General features: G+C 56.1%; 15 protein-coding genes and 4 tRNA genes. All 19 read right to left on the bottom strand.

Features of this window, described 5'->3' with window-relative positions:
• Positions 1-5: 5 nt before the first annotated feature.
• The 19 genes from fusA to birA all read right to left on the bottom strand — a co-directional run bounded on the left by fusA (position 6) and on the right by birA (position 19,230).
• Positions 6-2,153: an elongation factor G gene (gene fusA / locus ACQRAX_RS10900; RefSeq protein WP_412040146.1), complete on the bottom strand. Its 2,148-nt coding sequence runs from the start codon at positions 2,151-2,153 to the stop codon at positions 6-8.
• 30 nt (positions 2,154-2,183) lie between these two features.
• Positions 2,184-2,654, bottom strand: coding sequence for a 30S ribosomal protein S7 (gene rpsG / locus ACQRAX_RS10895; RefSeq protein ID WP_008089143.1), 471 nt, complete (start codon positions 2,652-2,654; stop codon positions 2,184-2,186).
• 122 nt (positions 2,655-2,776) lie between these two features.
• Positions 2,777-3,148, bottom strand: coding sequence for a 30S ribosomal protein S12 (rpsL, locus tag ACQRAX_RS10890; RefSeq protein ID WP_003186084.1), 372 nt, complete (start codon positions 3,146-3,148; stop codon positions 2,777-2,779).
• A 210-nt stretch (positions 3,149-3,358) separates the two neighbouring features.
• On the bottom strand, positions 3,359-7,558 hold the full coding sequence (gene rpoC, locus ACQRAX_RS10885) for a DNA-directed RNA polymerase subunit beta' (protein ID WP_045190253.1): 4,200 nt from the start codon (positions 7,556-7,558) through the stop codon (positions 3,359-3,361).
• A gap of 64 nt (positions 7,559-7,622) precedes the next feature.
• Complete coding sequence (gene rpoB / locus ACQRAX_RS10880; RefSeq protein ID WP_412040145.1) at positions 7,623-11,696, bottom strand: DNA-directed RNA polymerase subunit beta; 4,074 nt, start codon at positions 11,694-11,696, stop codon at positions 7,623-7,625.
• Positions 11,697-11,915: 219 nt separating this feature from the next.
• Positions 11,916-12,281 carry a 50S ribosomal protein L7/L12 gene (gene rplL / locus ACQRAX_RS10875; protein WP_043861936.1) on the bottom strand — a complete coding sequence of 122 codons (366 nt, stop codon included), beginning with the start codon at positions 12,279-12,281 and terminating at the stop codon, positions 11,916-11,918.
• Positions 12,282-12,359: 78 nt separating this feature from the next.
• The gene (gene rplJ / locus ACQRAX_RS10870) at positions 12,360-12,860 is read right to left on the bottom strand and encodes a 50S ribosomal protein L10 (protein ID WP_045190247.1); all 501 of its coding nucleotides are present in this window, start codon (positions 12,858-12,860) and stop codon (positions 12,360-12,362) included.
• A gap of 200 nt (positions 12,861-13,060) precedes the next feature.
• Positions 13,061-13,756 (bottom strand): 50S ribosomal protein L1, encoded by a 696-nt coding sequence (gene rplA, locus ACQRAX_RS10865; RefSeq protein ID WP_028944938.1) that lies wholly within the window; start codon positions 13,754-13,756, stop codon positions 13,061-13,063.
• On the bottom strand, positions 13,756-14,187 hold the full coding sequence (gene rplK, locus ACQRAX_RS10860) for a 50S ribosomal protein L11 (protein ID WP_017901523.1): 432 nt from the start codon (positions 14,185-14,187) through the stop codon (positions 13,756-13,758). Before rplK ends, rplA begins: the two co-directional genes overlap by 1 nt.
• Positions 14,188-14,306: 119 nt before the next feature.
• The gene (gene nusG, locus ACQRAX_RS10855) at positions 14,307-14,840 is read right to left on the bottom strand and encodes a transcription termination/antitermination protein NusG (protein WP_010220294.1); all 534 of its coding nucleotides are present in this window, start codon (positions 14,838-14,840) and stop codon (positions 14,307-14,309) included.
• Positions 14,841-14,849: 9 nt separating this feature from the next.
• Positions 14,850-15,218: a preprotein translocase subunit SecE gene (gene secE, locus ACQRAX_RS10850; RefSeq protein ID WP_045190239.1), complete on the bottom strand. Its 369-nt coding sequence runs from the start codon at positions 15,216-15,218 to the stop codon at positions 14,850-14,852.
• Between the two features lie 45 nt (positions 15,219-15,263).
• Positions 15,264-15,339, bottom strand: a tRNA-Trp gene (locus ACQRAX_RS10845).
• A gap of 53 nt (positions 15,340-15,392) precedes the next feature.
• A complete protein-coding gene (gene tuf, locus ACQRAX_RS10840; protein WP_412040144.1) occupies positions 15,393-16,586 on the bottom strand; it encodes an elongation factor Tu in 1,194 nt (397 codons plus the stop codon).
• Between the two features lie 85 nt (positions 16,587-16,671).
• Positions 16,672-16,747, bottom strand: a tRNA-Thr gene (locus ACQRAX_RS10835).
• Positions 16,748-16,773: 26 nt separating this feature from the next.
• A tRNA-Gly gene (locus tag ACQRAX_RS10830) sits at positions 16,774-16,847 on the bottom strand.
• Positions 16,848-16,870: 23 nt separating this feature from the next.
• Positions 16,871-16,955: transfer RNA gene (locus tag ACQRAX_RS10825), tRNA-Tyr, on the bottom strand.
• A 143-nt stretch (positions 16,956-17,098) separates the two neighbouring features.
• Positions 17,099-17,527 (bottom strand): hypothetical protein, encoded by a 429-nt coding sequence (locus ACQRAX_RS10820; protein WP_412040143.1) that lies wholly within the window; start codon positions 17,525-17,527, stop codon positions 17,099-17,101.
• 7 nt (positions 17,528-17,534) lie between these two features.
• Positions 17,535-18,281, bottom strand: a complete 747-nt coding sequence (locus ACQRAX_RS10815) for a pantothenate kinase (RefSeq protein WP_412040142.1) — start codon at positions 18,279-18,281, stop codon at positions 17,535-17,537.
• The gene (gene birA / locus ACQRAX_RS10810) at positions 18,271-19,230 is read right to left on the bottom strand and encodes a bifunctional biotin--[acetyl-CoA-carboxylase] ligase/biotin operon repressor BirA (RefSeq protein ID WP_412040141.1); all 960 of its coding nucleotides are present in this window, start codon (positions 19,228-19,230) and stop codon (positions 18,271-18,273) included. The genes ACQRAX_RS10815 and birA overlap by 11 nt, the downstream gene beginning before the upstream one ends.
• Positions 19,231-19,458: the final 228 nt, after the last annotated feature.

The following is a 19,458-nucleotide window of genomic DNA, read 5'->3' as shown; positions in this document are numbered from 1 at the left end:
CTGGATTAGCCTTGTTTTTTAACGAGTGCTTCGACGATATTCGACGGAGCTTCGGCGTATTTGGAGAATTCCATGGAGTAGCTCGCGCGACCCTGAGACATGGAACGAACGTCGGTTGCATAACCGAACATCTCTCCGAGCGGAACTTCAGCACGGACAACCTTGCCGGACACCGAATCTTCCATACCCTGGATCAGACCACGACGACGGTTCAGGTCACCCATCACGTCACCCATGTAGTCCTCAGGGGTCACAACTTCTACCTTCATGATCGGCTCAAGCACTTTACCGCCGCCTTTGGCAGCCAGCTGCTTGGTCGCCATGGAGGCCGCCACCTTGAACGCCATCTCGTTGGAGTCGACGTCGTGGTAGGAACCATCAAACACGGTTGCCTTCAGGCCGATCAGCGGATAGCCGGCAACAATGCCGTTCTTCATCTGCTCTTCGATACCCTTCTGGATCGCCGGGATGTATTCCTTAGGAACCACACCGCCTACAACTTCGTTGGTGAATTCCAGGCCTTCGGTGATGTTGCCTTGTGCGTCCACTGTTGGTTGCGAGAAGCGAATCCAGCAGTGACCGAACTGACCGCGACCACCGGACTGACGAACGAACTTACCTTCGATTTCGACGTTGTCTTTGGTGATCTGCTCGCGGTAGGAAACCTGCGGCTTACCGATGTTGGCTTCGACGTTGAACTCGCGCTTCATGCGGTCAACGAGGATGTCCAGGTGAAGCTCGCCCATACCCGAGATGATGGTCTGGCCGGTTTCTTCGTCGGTCTTGACGCGGAACGACGGGTCTTCCTGAGCCAGCTTGCCCAGTGCGATACCCATCTTTTCCTGGTCTTGCTTGGTCTTCGGCTCAACAGCTACCGAGATCACAGGCTCCGGGAAGTCCATACGCTCGAGGATGATCGGCTTGTCGGCGTTACACAGGGTGTCACCAGTGGTGACGTCCTTCATGCCGATCAGAGCAGCGATGTCGCCTGCCAGTACTTCTTTGATTTCTTCACGCTGGTTGGCGTGCATCTGCACCATACGACCAACGCGCTCTTTCTTGCCCTTGACCGAGTTGATCACGGAGTCGCCCGACTGCAGCATGCCCGAGTAAACGCGCACGAAAGTCAGGGTACCCACGAACGGGTCGGTGGCAATCTTGAACGCCAGAGCCGAGAACGGCTCGTTGTCGTCAGCATGACGCTCGTCGTAGTCAGCTTCAACCAGCTCGTCTTTCGGCTTCTCGATCAGATCAGGGTGGATACCCTTGATCGCCGGAATCTCGGTCGGAGCAGGCAGGAAGTCGATAACGGCATCGAGAACCAGAGGAACGCCCTTGTTCTTGAAGGAAGAACCGCAGACAGCCGGAACGATCTCGCTGGCCAGGGTGCGCGCGCGCAGACCGGCTTTGATTTCTTCGACGGTCAGCTCTTCGCCTTCCAGGTACTTGTTCATCAGCTCTTCGCTGGACTCGGCAGCCGCTTCAACCATGTTGGCGCGCCACTCGTTAGCCAGGTCCAGCATATCGGCAGGAATTTCTTCCTCACGATAAGTGGTGCCCTTGTCGTCGTCGTTCCAGTAGATAGCCTTCATCTTGATCAGGTCGACCTGACCCTGGAAGTTATCTTCCGAACCGATGGCCAACTGAACAGGAACCGGAGTGTGACCCAGACGGTTCTTGATCTGACCTACGACGCGCAGGAAGTTGGCACCGGCACGGTCCATCTTGTTCACGTAAACAACACGTGGAACGCCGTACTTGTTGGCTTGACGCCATACGGTTTCGGACTGCGGCTCAACGCCGGAGGTGCCGCAGAACACAACGACCGCGCCGTCAAGTACGCGCAGCGAACGTTCTACTTCAATGGTGAAGTCAACGTGGCCGGGAGTATCGATGACGTTTACGCGGTATTTGCCGTACTGGCCACGGGAACCTTCCCAGAAGGTGGTGACAGCAGCGGAGGTAATGGTAATACCCCGCTCCTGCTCCTGCACCATCCAGTCGGTAGTCGCGGCGCCGTCATGCACCTCGCCCATCTTGTGGCTCAGACCTGTGTAAAACAGGATCCGCTCGGTAGTGGTAGTCTTGCCCGCGTCAACGTGCGCGCAAATACCAATGTTACGGTAGCGGTTGATTGGTGTAGTACGAGCCATAGAGCCCTCGCAAAAATAGTGATGCCTGAATTAGAAGCGGTAGTGCGAGAACGCTTTGTTGGCTTCGGCCATACGGTGTACGTCTTCACGCTTCTTGACTGCAGCACCTTTGCCTTCAGCGGCATCCAGCAGCTCGCCAGCCAAGCGCAGAGCCATGGACTTCTCGCCACGCTTACGGGCGTAGTCTACCAACCAGCGCATTGCCAGGGCGTTACGACGGGATGGACGAACTTCAACAGGAACCTGGTAAGTGGCACCGCCAACACGGCGCGACTTAACTTCGACCAGCGGAGCGATGGCGTCGAGAGCTTTCTCGAAGATTTCCAGGGGATCGCTGTTCTTGCGTTCTTTAACCTTGTCCAACGCACCGTAAACGATACGCTCGGCAACGGCTTTCTTGCCGCTTTCCATAACGTGGTTCATGAACTTGGCGAGGATCTGGCTTCCGTATTTTGGATCGTCCAGAATCTCACGCTTGGCTGCTACACGACGTCTTGGCATTGATAAGCCCTCAAACGGTCTTCAGGTTAGCCCGGGACAAGTGACCCCGAAGGGGTGCGTGCCCGACCTTACTCTTATCGACTCAATAAAATGAATAACTGCAAATTGCTGCAAACGGCCGATTACTTCGGACGCTTGGTACCGTACTTCGAACGACCTTGGTTACGACCTTTAACGCCGGAGGTATCCAGGGAGCCGCGAACGGTGTGGTAACGAACACCTGGCAAGTCTTTTACACGACCGCCACGGATCAGTACGACGCTGTGCTCTTGCAGGTTGTGGCCTTCACCGCCGATGTACGAGGAAACCTCGAAACCGTTGGTCAGACGCACACGGCATACTTTACGCAGTGCCGAGTTAGGTTTTTTCGGCGTAGTGGTGTACACACGGGTGCACACGCCACGACGTTGCGGGCAGTTCTGCAGCGCAGGAACGTCGGATTTCTCGACGATACGCTTACGCGGCTGACGTACCAGCTGGTTGATAGTTGCCATCTACTAGCTCCACTGTTGTCTTGCGACGCTATTGTCTTGCAAGAAAAGCAAAAATTGGCAGGACGAAGTCCCACCAAATTTAGGGGTACAAGAGTCTAAAGAGGATCTTGCCCCCAGTCAAGACGAGGCCCCAGCCTCCCCCCTCCAGTCATCGGCAACAATTTATGTCGCCAATGACCAGATCGGGTCAGCCAGGGCCCTGTCCTACTTTCAGTTACCGCTGGAGTTCAGCGCTTCAGTCAGTGCGGCTTCCACCTCACTGGCACTTACGCGCAGCGGCTTGTCGGCATCACGGCGGCGCTTGCGCTCGCTGTGGTAGGCCAGACCGGTACCGGCCGGGATCAGACGACCCACGACCACGTTTTCTTTCAGGCCGCGCAGGTAATCGCGCTTGCCGGTTACCGCCGCTTCGGTCAGAACACGGGTAGTCTCCTGGAAGGAGGCCGCCGAGATGAACGATTCGGTGGACAGCGAGGCCTTGGTGATACCCAGCAGTACACGAGTGAACTTGGAGACAAACTTGTCTTCAGCGTTCAGGCGCTCGTTCTCTACCAGTACGTGGGTCAGCTCCATCTGGTCGCCCTTGATGAAGCTGGAGTCACCCGACTCGGCAATCTCAACCTTGCGCAACATCTGACGCAGGATGGTTTCGATGTGCTTGTCGTTGATCTTCACGCCTTGCAGACGGTAAACGTCCTGAATCTCGTTGACGATGTACTTGGCCAGCGCGCTTACACCCAGCAGACGCAGGATGTCGTGCGGATCGCTAGGACCGTCGGAGATAACTTCGCCGCGGTTCACTTGTTCGCCTTCGAAGACGTTCAGGTGACGCCACTTCGGAATCAGCTCTTCGTACGGATCGCTACCGTCATTCGGGGTGATAACCAGACGGCGCTTGCCTTTGGTCTCTTTACCGAAGGCGATGGTGCCGCTGACTTCAGCCAGAATCGAGGCTTCTTTCGGACGACGGGCTTCAAACAAGTCGGCAACCCGCGGCAGACCACCCGTGATGTCACGGGTCTTCGACGTTTCTTGCGGAATACGCGCGATAACATCACCAACACCGATCTGAGCACCGTCAGCCACACCGACCAAGGCGTTCGCCGGCAGGAAGTACTGAGCCGGTACGTCGGTACCTGGCAGCAGCAGATCCTTACCATTGGCGTCGACCATCTTGATTGCAGGACGGATTTCCTTACCTGCAGCCGGACGGTCTTTGACGTCCAGAACTTCAATGTTGGTCAAGCCCGTCAATTCGTCAGTCTGACGCTTGATGGTGATGCCTTCTTCCATGCCCACGAAGGTCACGGTACCTTTCATTTCGGTAACGATCGGGTGGGTGTGCGGGTCCCACTTGGCAACGATTGCGCCAGCGTCGACCTTGTCGCCTTCCTTAACCGAAATCACCGCACCGTAAGGCAGCTTGTAGCGCTCACGCTCACGACCGAATTCGTCGGCAATGGCCAACTCACCGGAACGCGATACGGCAACCAGGTTACCGTCGGCACGCTCAACCTGCTTCAGGTTGTGCAGACGAACCATACCGCCGTTCTTCACCTGGACGCTGTCGGCAGCCGAGGTACGGCTTGCAGCACCACCGATGTGGAACGTACGCATGGTCAGCTGGGTACCCGGCTCACCGATCGACTGAGCGGCGATAACGCCGACAGCTTCACCGATGTTCACCTGGTGACCGCGAGCCAGGTCACGACCGTAGCACTTGGCGCAGATACCGTAACGGGTTTCGCAGCTGATCGGCGAACGCACGATCACTTCGTCGATGCTGTTCAGCTCGATGAATTCAACCCACTTCTCGTCGACCAGCGTACCGGCCGGAACGATAACGTCGTCAGTGCCTGGCTTGAACACGTCACGGGCGATTACACGACCCAGTACACGCTCACCCAGAGGCTCTACAACGTCGCCGCCTTCAATGTGCGGCGTCATCAGCAGGCCTTGCTCGGTACCGCAGTCGATCTCGGTTACAACCAGATCCTGGGCAACGTCTACCAGACGACGAGTCAGGTAACCGGAGTTCGCGGTTTTCAACGCGGTATCCGCAAGACCCTTACGAGCACCGTGAGTCGAGATGAAGTACTGGAGTACGCTCAGACCTTCACGGAAGTTCGCGGTGATCGGCGTCTCGATGATCGAGCCGTCCGGCTTGGCCATCAGACCACGCATACCGGCCAGCTGACGAATCTGAGCTGCCGAACCCCGGGCACCGGAGTCAGCCATCATGTACATCGAGTTGAAGGACTCTTGCTCGACTTCGTCGCCATTGCGGTCAATGACCTTCTCTTTCGAGAGGTTGGCCATCATCGCCTTGGATACTTCGTCGTTCGCCTTGGACCACAAGTCGATAACTTTGTTGTACTTCTCGCCCTGAGTTACCAGGCCGGAGGCGTACTGGCTCTCGATTTCTTTCACTTCGTCGGTAGCAGTACCGATGATGCGGGCTTTTTCATCCGGGATAACGAAGTCGTTAACACCAATGGAAACGCCGGAAATGGTCGAGTAGGCAAAACCGGTGTACATCAGCTGGTCAGCGAAGATAACGGTCTCTTTCAGACCAACCACGCGGTAGCACTGGTTGATCAGCTTGGAGATCGCCTTTTTCTTCATTGGCTGGTTGACCACGTCGTACGACAGACCTGGTGGCACAACCTGGAACAGCAGTGCACGACCGACAGTGGTGTCGACGATACGGGTGTTCTTGACGCTGCCGCCATCACGATCGTTAACGGTTTCGTTGATACGAACCTTGATCTTGGCGTGCAGGGCAGCTTCGCCGGCGCGGAATACGCGGTCGACTTCCTGCAGGTCGGCGAATACGCGACCTTCGCCCTTGGCGTTGATGGCCTCACGGGTCATGTAGTACAGACCCAGTACAACGTCCTGCGACGGAACGATGATTGGCTCACCGTTGGCTGGCGACAGAATGTTGTTGGTCGACATCATCAGCGCGCGCGCTTCGAGCTGGGCTTCCAGCGTCAGCGGCACGTGAACGGCCATTTGGTCACCGTCGAAGTCGGCGTTGTACGCAGCACAGACCAGCGGGTGCAGCTGGATAGCCTTACCTTCGATCAGTACCGGTTCAAACGCCTGGATACCCAGTCGGTGAAGGGTCGGTGCACGGTTGAGCAGTACGGGGTGTTCGCGAATCACTTCAGCGAGAACGTCCCACACCTCTGGCAGCTCGCGCTCGACCATCTTTTTGGCAGCCTTGATGGTGGTCGCCAGACCACGCATTTCCAGCTTGCCGAAAATGAACGGCTTGAACAGCTCGAGAGCCATCTTCTTCGGCAGACCGCACTGGTGCAGACGCAGGGTCGGACCTACGGTAATTACCGAACGACCGGAGTAGTCAACACGCTTACCGAGCAAGTTCTGACGGAAACGACCTTGCTTACCCTTGATCATGTCGGCCAGGGATTTCAGAGGACGCTTGTTGGAACCGGTGATGGCACGACCGCGACGGCCGTTATCCAGCAAGGCGTCGACCGCTTCCTGCAGCATGCGCTTTTCGTTACGCACGATGATGTCCGGCGCGGACAAGTCGAGCAGGCGCTTCAGACGGTTGTTACGGTTGATCACCCGACGATACAGATCGTTCAGGTCAGAAGTCGCGAAGCGACCGCCATCCAGTGGAACCAATGGACGCAGGTCTGGCGGCAGAACCGGCAGAACGGTCAGGACCATCCACTCAGGCAGGTTGCCCGAGCCCTGGAAGGCTTCCATCAGTTTCAGACGCTTGGACAGCTTCTTGATCTTGGTTTCCGAGTTGGTCTGCGGAATCTCTTCGCGCAGGCGACCGATCTCGTGCTCCAGGTCAATAGCGTGCAGCAGCTCACGGACAGCCTCGGCACCCATGCGGGCGTCGAAGTCATCACCGAACTCTTCCAGCGCTTCAAAGTACTGCTCGTCGTTGAGCAGTTGACCTTTTTCCAGCGTGGTCATACCTGGATCGATAACGACATAGCTCTCGAAGTAGAGAACGCGCTCGATATCACGCAGGGTCATGTCCATCAGCAGGCCGATACGCGACGGCAGCGATTTCAGGAACCAGATGTGGGCAACTGGAGAGGCTAGTTCGATGTGCGCCATGCGCTCACGACGAACCTTGGCCAGGGCGACTTCAACGCCGCACTTCTCACAAATAACACCACGGTGCTTCAGGCGCTTGTACTTACCGCACAGGCACTCGTAGTCCTTGACTGGACCAAAGATCTTGGCGCAGAACAGGCCGTCACGCTCAGGTTTGAACGTACGGTAGTTGATGGTTTCCGGTTTTTTAACTTCACCGAACGACCACGAACGGATCATCTCAGGCGAGGCCAATCCGATACGGATGGCGTCGAACTCTTCGACTTGACCCTGGTTTTTCAGCAAATTCAGTAGGTCTTTCAAGGCCTTTCCTCCTGGCGGAGCAGGGAGCGGGCTTTTCAGCCACGCTCCCGATTCGCGTCACGTGTTATTCGGTTTCCAGATCGATATCGATACCGAGCGAACGAATCTCTTTGATCAACACGTTGAAGGACTCGGGCATGCCCGGCTCCATACGGTGATCGCCGTCCACGATGTTTTTGTACATCTTGGTCCGACCGTTCACGTCGTCCGACTTCACTGTGAGCATTTCTTGCAGGGTGTATGCCGCGCCGTATGCTTCCAGCGCCCACACTTCCATCTCCCCGAAACGCTGACCACCGAACTGCGCCTTACCACCCAGCGGCTGCTGGGTAACCAGGCTGTAAGAACCAGTGGAACGCGCGTGCATCTTGTCGTCCACCAAGTGGTTCAGCTTGAGCATGTACATGTAACCAACGGTCACTGGACGCTCGAACTTGTTACCGGTACGGCCGTCGAACAGCTGCATCTGACCGCTTTCTGGCATGTCTGCCAGTTTCAGCATGGCCTTGATCTCGCTTTCCTTGGCACCGTCGAAGACTGGAGTGGCCATAGGCACACCGCCTTTGAGGTTCTTCGCCAGGTCCAGGATTTCCTGGTCGGAGAAGTCTTCCAGGCTTTCCTGACGACCACCGATCTCGTTGTAGACCTCGGTGAGGAACTTACGCAGCTCGATGACCTTGCGCTGCTCTTCGAGCATGCGGTTGATCTTCTCGCCCAAACCTTTGGCCGCCAGGCCCAGGTGGGTTTCGAGGATCTGACCAACGTTCATACGTGATGGTACACCCAATGGGTTGAGTACCACGTCCACCGGCGTACCGTTGGCGTCGTGCGGCATGTCTTCGACCGGCATGATCACAGAGACCACACCTTTGTTACCGTGACGACCGGCCATCTTGTCGCCCGGCTGGATGCGACGACGGATTGCCAGGTAGACCTTGACGATCTTCAGTACGCCCGGAGCCAGGTCATCGCCCTGCTGCAGCTTGCGCTTCTTGTCTTCGAACTTGTCGTCCAGCAGACGGCGACGATCAACGATGTAGGCCTGAGCCTTCTCAAGTTGCTCGTTCAGCGCGTCTTCGGCCATGCGCAGTTTGAACCACTGACCATGCTCCAGACCGTCCAGTACTTCGTTGCTGATGACAGCGCCCTTCTTCAGGCCTGCACCACCATCGACGACCTGGCCGTTCAGGGCAGAACGCAGACGTTCGAAGGTTGCGCCTTCAACGATACGGAACTCTTCGTTCAGGTCCTTGCGGATCTCGTCGAGCTGCATCTTCTCGATCGACAGCGCACGGCTGTCACGCTCAACGCCGTCACGGGTGAAGACCTGTACGTCAATTACCGTACCTTTGGTGCCGGTCGGCACGCGCAGGGAGGTGTCTTTAACGTCGCTGGCCTTCTCACCAAAGATCGCGCGCAGCAGTTTCTCTTCTGGAGTCAGCTGGGTTTCGCCTTTTGGCGTCACTTTGCCGACCAGAATGTCACCAGCGCCAACTTCAGCACCAACATAGACGATACCGGCTTCATCCAGCTTGTTCAGCGCAGCCTCACCGACGTTCGGGATGTCCGCGGTGATTTCCTCTGGGCCAAGCTTGGTGTCACGGGCCACACAGGTCAGTTCCTGGATGTGGATCGTGGTGAAGCGGTCTTCCTGAACCACACGCTCGGACAGGCAGATGGAGTCTTCGAAGTTGAAGCCGTTCCATGCCATGAAGGCGATGCGCATGTTCTGACCCAGTGCCAGTTCACCCATGTCGGTGGACGGGCCGTCGGCCATGATGTCGCTACGCTGAACCACGTCACCCTTGCTCACCAGCGGACGCTGGTTGATGCAGGTGTTCTGGTTCGAGCGGGTGTACTTGGTCAGGTTGTAGATGTCGACACCGGCTTCACCGGTTTCTACTTCGTCATCAGCAACACGTACCACGATACGGCTGGCGTCAACGGAATCGATAACACCACCACGACGAGCCACGACGCAAACGCCGGAGTCACGGGCAACGTTACGCTCCATGCCGGTACCGACCAGCGGCTTGTCAGCACGCAGGGTTGGTACAGCCTGACGCTGCATGTTCGAACCCATCAACGCACGGTTGGCGTCGTCGTGCTCGAGGAACGGAATCAGCGACGCTGCGACCGAAACTACCTGCTTCGGCGAAACGTCCATCAAGGTGACGTCTTCCGGCGCCTTGACGGTGAATTCGTTCAGGTGACGAACAGCTACCAGCTCGTCGATCAGTTGCTTCTTCTCGTTCATTGCGGCCGAAGCCTGAGCGATGACGTGATCAGCTTCTTCAATCGCCGACAGGAACACGATGTCGTCGGTGACTACACCCTCTTTCACCACACGGTACGGGCTTTCCAGGAAGCCGTACTGGTTGGTGCGGGCATAGGCCGCCAGGGAGTTGATCAGACCGATGTTCGGACCTTCAGGGGTCTCGATCGGGCACACACGGCCGTAGTGGGTCGGGTGTACGTCACGGACTTCAAAGCCAGCACGCTCACGGGTCAGACCACCAGGGCCGAGTGCAGAGACACGACGCTTGTGGGTGATCTCGGAGAGCGGGTTGTTCTGGTCCATGAACTGCGAGAGCTGGCTGGAACCGAAGAACTCTTTCACCGCCGCCGCGACCGGCTTGGCGTTGATCAGGTCCTGAGGCATCAGGCCTTCGCTTTCTGCCATCGACAGACGCTCTTTGACCGCACGCTCAACACGCACCAGGCCAACACGGAACTGGTTTTCGGCCATCTCACCGACGCAACGAACACGACGGTTACCCAGGTGGTCGATGTCGTCGACGATGCCTTTGCCGTTACGGATATCGACCAGGGTCTTGAGGACCTCGACGATGTCTTCCTTGCTCAGTACGCCCGAACCTTCGATCTCGGTACGACCGATACGACGGTTGAACTTCATGCGACCAACGGCCGACAGATCGTAACGCTCGGCGCTGAAGAACAGGTTGTTGAACAGGGTTTCAGCGGCATCCTTGGTTGGCGGCTCGCCAGGACGCATCATCCGATAGATTTCGACCAACGCTTCCAGCTGATTGCTGGTGGAGTCGATCTTCAGCGTGTCGGAGATGAACGGACCGCAATCGATGTCGTTGGTGTACAAGGTCTCGATGCGGACAACCTGAGCCTTGGCGATCTTGATCAGCAGCTCGGTGTTCAGCTCGGTGTTGCACTCGGCCAGGATTTCGCCTGTCGCCGGATGAACGATAGCCTTGGCGGTGGTGCGACCCAGGACGTATTCCATAGGAACGTCGAGATGCTTCACACCGGCCTTTTCCAGCTGGTTGATGTGGCGAGCGGTGATACGACGACCTTGCTCGACAATTACCTTGCCGTTTTCGTCATGGATGTCCATGACCGCGATTTCACCACGCAGGCGCTGAGGCACCAGCTCCAGGCTGAGCTTCTCGCCCGAAACGTGGAATACGTTGGTGGTGTAGAAGGCGTTCAGTACTTCTTCGGTGCTGTAACCCAGCGCGCGCAGCAGTACCGACGCAGGCAGCTTACGACGACGGTCGATACGGACGAATACACAGTCTTTCGGATCGAATTCGAAGTCCAGCCACGAACCGCGGTAAGGAATGATTCGTGCCGAGTACAGCAGCTTGCCCGAGCTGTGCGTCTTGCCACGGTCGTGGTCGAAGAACACACCTGGCGAGCGATGCAGCTGGGAAACGATAACACGCTCGGTACCGTTGATTACGAAGGTACCGTTTTCAGTCATCAGGGGAATTTCACCCATGTAGACTTCTTGCTCTTTGATGTCCTTGATCGCTTTGTTCGACGACTCTTTGTCGAAAATGATCAGGCGGACCTTTACCCGCAGCGGAACCGCGTAGGTCACACCGCGCAGTACGCATTCTTTGACATCAAAAGCCGGTTCGCCCAGACGATAGCCAACGTACTCCAGGGCAGCATTGCCGGAGTAGCTGATGATCGGGAAAACCGATTTGAAGGCCGCATGCAGGCCCACGTCGCGGAACTGATCTTTAGTCGCTCCCGCTTGCAAGAATTCACGATACGAATCCAGCTGGATGGCCAGGAGGTAAGGCACATCCATGACGTCCGGCAACTTGCTAAAGTCCTTGCGGATACGTTTTTTCTCAGTGTATGAGTAAGCCATCAGCGTTCCCCAGCTTGGTCACCTGCTTGTTTGGCTTCTCCCGACGGGAGCAGCCAGAAAATCGTGCAAACCCCATGGTTTGCGCCACCGTCATCGGTGGTTACTGCTCGTTATCGATGCCAACCTGGTCGGCCACCAATAACGGAAAAAGGCCGGTGGCAAGAGCCACCAGCCATCAGCCTTTCGCTTATCGCTCGGGCTGGAGACGCACAGTCGAAATTACTTCAGTTCGACGGTAGCGCCTGCTGCTTCCAGATCAGCTTTTGCTTTGTCAGCGGCTTCTTTCGAAACGCCTTCAGCAACGACCTGAGGAGCGGTATCAACCTTTTCCTTGGCTTCTTTCAGGCCCAGGCCGGTCAGTTCGCGAACAGCCTTGATCACGTTTACTTTCTTGTCGCCAGCGGCAACCAGAACAACGTTGAACTCGGTTTGTTCTTCAACAACGGCAGCGGCAGCAGCTGGGCCAGCAGCGGCAACAGCAGCGGTAACGCCGAAGGTTTCTTCCATTGCTTTGATCAGCTCAACAACTTCCAGAACGGTTTTCTGGCCGATTGCTTCGATGATTTGCTCGTTAGTCAGAGACATGACTTAAATCCTGTATTGGGGTGACAGCCTACGCAGCCATCAAATTAAACGTATGATTTCGAAAGGGTTTGCAGTGCCTTAGGCAGCAGCAGCTTCTTTCTGGTCGCGAACGGCTGCCAAAGTACGAGCCAGCTTGCTGGTAGCGCCTTGGATCACGCTCATCAGCTTCGCAATGGCCTCGTCGCGGGTCGGCAGGGAAGCCAACACGTCGATCTGGTTTGCGGCAAGGAACTTGCCGTCGAACGCAGCTGCCTTGATCTCGAACTTGCTCTGACCCTTGGCGAACTCAGCGAACAGACGAGCAGCAGCGCCCGGGTGTTCGTTGGAGAACGCGATCAGGGTAGGGCCGGTGAAGGCGTCGTTGAGGACACTGAATTCAGTGTCAGCAACAGCGCGCTTGAGCAGGGTGTTACGTACAACACGTACGTATACGCCAGCTTCACGAGCCTCTTTACGGAGTCCGGTCATTGCGCCTACAGTCACGCCACGGGCATCAGCCACGACAGCAGACAGAGCGACTTTGGCAGCCTCGTTGACTTCAGCGACGATGGCCTTCTTGTCTTCGAGTTTAATTGCCACGGGTAAAACTCCTGCTTGTTACCGTTTCATCCAGCCGAGGCCGAATGTCGTTTTGGTGTCTGATTCGATACGGAACCAGGGGCACCATCTGCGTAGGCTTGAGGTTTAAGGCTTTCGCCGCCTACGGTCTTGGATAGCCCCCGCCAGGCAGGGACCCCAATTTTTTCAAGTCGACGCGATCGCTCGCGCCGGCTTTTGTCTTACGCGTTCAGCGAGCTCTGGTCGATGACCAGACCTGGGCCCATAGTGGTGCTCAGGGTAACGCGCTTAACGTAGATACCTTTCGAAGAAGCTGGCTTGATACGCTTAAGATCAGCGATCAGGGCTTCAACGTTTTCCTTCAGCTTGCCAGCTTCAAAGCCAACTTTGCCAACGGAGGTGTGGATGATGCCGTTTTTGTCGGTGCGATAACGAACCTGACCAGCCTTGGCATTTTTGACCGCGGTGGCTACGTCTGGAGTTACGGTACCGACTTTCGGGTTAGGCATCAGGCCGCGAGGACCGAGAACCTGACCCAACTGACCTACAACACGCATTGCGTCCGGGGAAGCAATAACGACGTCATAGTTCAGGTCGCCGCCTTTCATTTCGGCAGCCAGATCGTCCATGCCTACACGGTCAGCGCCGGCAGCCAGAGCGGCCTCAGCAGCTGGACCCTGGGTGAAGACAGCAACACGTACGGTCTTGCCAGTACCGTGTGGCAGCACGGTAGCGCTACGAACGACCTGGTCGGATTTACGTGGGTCAACACCGAGGTTGACAGCAACGTCGAAGGATTCGCTGAACTTCACGGTGGACAGTTCGGCCAGCAGCACTGCTGCGTCTTCGAAGTTGTAGACTTTGCCAGCTTCGAGCTTCGAAGCAATGGCCTTTTGGCGCTTGGTCAGCTTAGCCATTACACACCCTCCACGTTGAGGCCCATGCTGCGAGCGGAACCGGCGATGGTACGCACGGCCGCATCCAGGTCAGCAGCGGTCAGATCAGCATTTTTGGTTTTTGCGATCTCTTCCAGCTGAGCACGGGTCACAGTACCGACTTTAACGGTGTTCGGACGTGCAGAACCGCTGGTCAGGCCAGCTGCTTTCTTCAGCAGAACCGAAGCAGGGGTGCTTTTGGTTTCGAAGGTGAAGCTGCGGTCACTGTAAACAGTGATGATCACAGGAGTCGGCAGGCCGGCTTCTTGACCCTGAGTACGGGCGTTGAAGGCCTTGCAGAATTCCATGATGTTCACACCGTGTTGACCCAGTGCTGGACCAACGGGTGGGCTTGGGTTGGCCTGGCCGGCCTTTACTTGCAGCTTGATGTAAGCCTGAATCTTCTTAGCCATGAGCTACTCCAATATCGGGTACGAACGCCTGAAGGCTCCCCGGATTACTTGCGTTTTATCCCAGTGACGACAAAACCCCGCAGCACATAGGGCTGCGGGGTATGGGATGCGTCGTTCTGCTAGACCTTTTCGACCTGGCTGAACTCGAGCTCTACCGGAGTAGAGCGACCGAAAATAAGCACGGCCACTTGGATCCGGCTCTTCTCGTAGTTAACTTCTTCAACAGTACCGTTGAAATCAGCAAACGGACCATCGATAACGCGGACCACTTCACCTGGCTCGAACAGCGTCTTCGGCTTAGGCTTGTCGCTACCATCAGCAACGCGACGCAAAATGGCCTCAGCTTCTTTGTCGGTGATCGGCGCAGGCTTGTCTGCAGTACCACCAATGAAGCCCATGACGCGAGGAGTATCCTTGACCAAGTGCCAAGTTCCTTCGTTCATGTCCATCTGCACCAGAACATAGCCTGGGAAGAACTTACGCTCGCTTTTGCGCTTCTGGCCATTGCGCATCTCAACCACTTCTTCAGTGGGGACCAGAATCTCGCCGAAGCCATCTTCCATGCCAGCCAGCTTTACGCGCTCGATCAGCGAGCGCATTACATGCTTCTCGTAACCCGAGTAAGCATGCACAACGTACCAACGCTTAGCCACGGGACACCCTTAGCCAACAATCAAGGAAATCAACCAACCGAGCAGGGAGTCGAGACCCCACAGCAGCAACGCCATAACCAGAACAACCGCCACTACGATGAGCGTGGTTTGCATGGTTTCTTGACGGGTTGGCCATACGACTTTACGAATCTCGGTGCGAGCTTCCTTTAACAGCGTAAAGAACGACTTGCCTTTAGCAGTCTGCAGGGCCAGAAAGCCAGCTACAGCAGCAAGAGCAAGAAGTGCGAGTACGCGATACAGAATCGGAAAGTCGGAATAATAAATATTACCCACAACACCTACGAATACCAAAGCGACAACAGCCAGCCACTTGAGCAGGTCAAAACGAGAGTCTTGGGCTTCAGCCTTGGGAGTCATCTAGGAAGATCCTGTGAAAAGAAAGCCAGACACACGAGGTGAATCTGGCAGGTCAGGAGGGAATCGAACCCCCAACCTACGGTTTTGGAGACCGTCGCTCTGCCAATTGAGCTACTGACCTAAAAGCTTATCAGGCCGGCCATTATGCCGACCTGATCGAGAGAAATCAACTACTTATTCGATAATCTTTGCTACGACGCCAGCGCCGACGGTACGACCGCCTTCACGGATAGCGAAACGCAGACCATCTTCCATTGCGATGGTTTTGATCAGAGTGACAGTCATCTGGATGTTGTCACCTGGCATTACCATTTCAACGCCTTCTGGCAGCTCGCAGTTACCAGTCACGTCAGTAGTACGGAAGTAGAACTGTGGACGGTAGCCTTTGAAGAACGGAGTATGACGGCCGCCTTCTTCCTTGCTCAGAACGTAAACTTCTGCGGTGAACTTGGTGTGCGGCTTAACCGAACCCGGCTTAACCAGAACCTGACCACGCTCAACGTCGTCACGCTTGGTGCCACGCAGCAGAACGCCGCAGTTCTCGCCAGCGCGACCTTGGTCGAGCAGCTTGCGGAACATCTCAACACCGGTACAGGTGGTGGTGGTGGTGTCACGCAGACCAACGATTTCCAGCGGATCCTGAACGTTTACAACGCCACGCTCGATACGACCGGTAACAACGGTACCACGACCCGAGATCGAGAATACGTCTTCGATTGGCATCAGGAACGGCTTGTCGATAGCACGCTCTGGCTCTGGGATGTAGCTGTCCAGAGTTTCAACCAGCTTCTTGACGGCAGTGGTGCCCATCTCGTTGTCGTCTTTGCCTTCCAGGGCCATACGAGCCGAACCGATGATGATCGGAGTGTCGTCGCCTGGGAAGTCGTAGGTGGACAGCAGGTCGCGAACTTCCATCTCAACCAGTTCCAGCAGCTCAGCGTCGTCTACCAGGTCAGCCTTGTTCAGGAAGACCACGATGTACGGAACGCCAACCTGACGGGACAGCAGGATGTGCTCACGGGTTTGCGGCATCGGACCATCAGCGGCCGAACAAACCAGGATCGCACCGTCCATCTGTGCAGCACCGGTGATCATGTTCTTCACGTAGTCAGCGTGACCTGGGCAGTCAACGTGAGCGTAGTGACGGATCTTCGAGTTGTACTCGACGTGCGCGGTGTTGATGGTGATACCGCGAGCTTTCTCTTCTGGAGCGCTGTCGATCTTGTCGAAGTCGACGACGGCCGAACCGAAAACTTCGGAGCAGACGCGAGTCAGAGCTGCGGTCAGCGTGGTCTTACCATGGTCAACGTGACCAATGGTGCCGACGTTCACGTGCGGCAGACTACGATCGAACTTTTCCTTAGCCATCGAGACAATCCTCAGCAAGAAGAAATAAGCAAGTTAATACGACCATTAAAACAAAGGCAGATATTTTCATATCTGCCTTGTTATATGGAGCTCTTGAGCGGATTTGAACCGCTGACCTCACCCTTACCAAGGGTGTGCTCTACCAACTGAGCTACAAGAGCGTAACACTGTGCAACAGCAGCAAACGTGGAGCGGGTAGCGGGAATCGAACCCGCATCATCAGCTTGGAAGGCTGAGGTTCTACCACTAAACTATACCCGCGGAGCTTGCAGCTCTCGCTAAAATGGTGGAGGGGGAAGGATTCGAACCTTCGAAGTCGTAGACGTCAGATTTACAGTCTGATCCCTTTGGCCGCTCGGGAACCCCTCCTGAGCTGGGCGGCATTTTCAACTCTTGCCGTCCTACTGTCAAGCTTTTTCTCATTAAAATCTTGAGGTTAGCTAATTTGACAGCTACTTCTCAGCGTTGCGACTTAGTGGTCATCGCTGTGAAGCGGGCGCCATTCTATCAAGCTATTCGCCAGTTGCAATACCCTCGCACAACATTATTTTATGTTTTAAGTCTTTGAAATCTCGAGAAAGTGTTCCAAGCAGTGCTTGATCCAGTAATCGCTGGCTCTGCGGCGCGATCTGCAGCCACAGACCCGTCGCATCACCGAGCCGCCCTATCACCGACTTGGCTGCCACATCCAGGGAGAGCAGTCGCTGGCGCAGGGCTTCAAGCTGCTCTTGGGTGCTTAGCCCCCCCACATACAGGCACTCCTCACCCCGCTCGGGTGGGCGCTTACCCTGCCGGGATTCGCTCAACAGATGAATACCTTGCTGACTGCCCTTGTAGAGCGATAGCGGTGCCACTTCCTTGGCCTTCAGCGGTGCTTCCTGCTGACTCCAGACGTAATAGACACCATTGAGCACCAGCAACAACAGAAACAACCAACGCATAGCCACCTCAACCCAAGGGACAGGCCATTGCCAGGCCGACAAATACCAAATCCGGCACCACTTGCGCATTCGGCGCAGCTTCTTGCACCAGAGGCGCATCGCCTCCTGTTAGCAACACCGTAAAATCATCACCCCACAGGGTCTGTGCATGCTCGATCTGGGAACGAACGAAGCCCTGAAGCATATGCACGCAGCCGCGCTCAACCGCCTCTACTGTTGAACGACCAGGAGACATACTCGACAAAGCACGCTCAGCGGAAGCGTCGTCGTAGCGGATGCGCCGGGTATGCGTGCGTAACTGGCTGCGCATCAACGGCATGCCGGGACAAATGAATCCACCCAAGTGCTCGCCATCCGCAGCAACGAAGTCAGCCTTGGCGGCAGTACCAAAGTCCATGACCAGGCACGCACCTTTAGCCAAGCGATAAGCCCCTAACACCGCAAGCCAGCGATCAAGACCAAGGCGCTGATAGTCCTCATAACCATTACGCACACCAGCTACCTCTTTAGCCGGCTGCGCAACCAGCACATCAAGGCCAAAGTGCTCGAGCAACAAAGCCGAAAGACTGCTGGTCTCTTCTTCGCTACGGACGCTCACCAAGCGGCAGCGCTGAGGCGCGTTCGGAAGAACACTGACCGCCGCCAGCAATGCCTGGTCGGAAGCGACCACGCCACCAGCAACGATCGACGCGTCGGCACTACGAATGACGCGCCACTTGATAAAGCTGTTACCGCAATCGAGCTCAAGAATCATCACGCAACCTCAAACTGAGCTCACCACCACTGAAGCTCTTCTCTACTCCATCGACCATAAGGCGCAAAGCCCCCTGGCCATCGATACCTACCACTACACCGTCAATCTTGTTAACCCCGGCAATCAAGGACACCGCCCGACCTTGCCACATGTGGGCTTGCTCCCACTCACGCTGGAATCCAGCAAAGCCGTTCTGGCGATGTCGCTCAAGGTCGATCTGCAAGCTATGGTTGAGCCTGGCGACCAAGATGTTGCGATCGACCGCCATGCCCGCCTCGCGACGCATCGAAGTCCACTGCTGATCAACCTCACTGGTTACCTGCATGTTCACATTGATGCCGATACCCAGCACCACATGACAGACATCCGCAGGATCACCGACCAACTCCAGAAGAATGCCAGCGATTTTCTGATTATTGACCAGCACGTCATTCGGCCATTTCAAGCCAACATCAGCGACGCCGAAGGACTGCAAGGTACGCATGACCGCAAGCCCCACCACCAGACTCAAACCCTCGAGCTGACGCATGCCACCGTCGATACGCAGTACCAGGCTGTAATAGAGATTTTCGGCAAAAGGACTAACCCACTGACGACCGCGCCTCCCCCGCCCAGCTGTCTGGCGCTCAGCCAGGACCAGGAACGGTGCAGCCTGCCCTTCAGCAATTGCACGTAAGGCTTGGGCATTGGTTGAGTCAATGGAGTCGAATACCAGCGTAGGCCAGTGCTCGCCTTGCGAGAACTCGGCAATAGTCGACTCCTCCAGCAAGGACAAAGGCGCTGCTAACTGATAGCCGCGACCACGCACTTTATGAATGGGTAGATTCAATTCGGCCTCGAGGTGCTGTAGTTGCTTCCAGACAGCACTCCGACTTACGCCAAGGGCGACCCCCAGATCCTGCCCGGAATGGAACCGGCCATCCTTGAGGAGCTTCAACAACTTCAGCATGCCAATCTCAACTCGTAATGAGGCTGGCATGATAGCTATGCAGGTGGGGATTGCATAGAAAACTGATGGGATTGAGTGATGTACAGATAACGAATCACCCACTCCCACAATGGCCACACCGGCCTACTGCCGCCGCCAACCCCGAGGCTATAAAAGACAAAACCCCTACCTGCAGATGCAGATAGGGGTTTCGGAATTTAATCTTGACGATGACCTACTCTCACATGG

Source organism: Pseudomonas sp. UM16, from assembly GCF_050312595.1.
Lineage (GTDB): Bacteria > Pseudomonadota > Gammaproteobacteria > Pseudomonadales > Pseudomonadaceae > Aquipseudomonas.
Note: the sequence above shows the minus strand (reverse complement) of the source record. Positions and strands in the feature narration are given on the sequence as shown.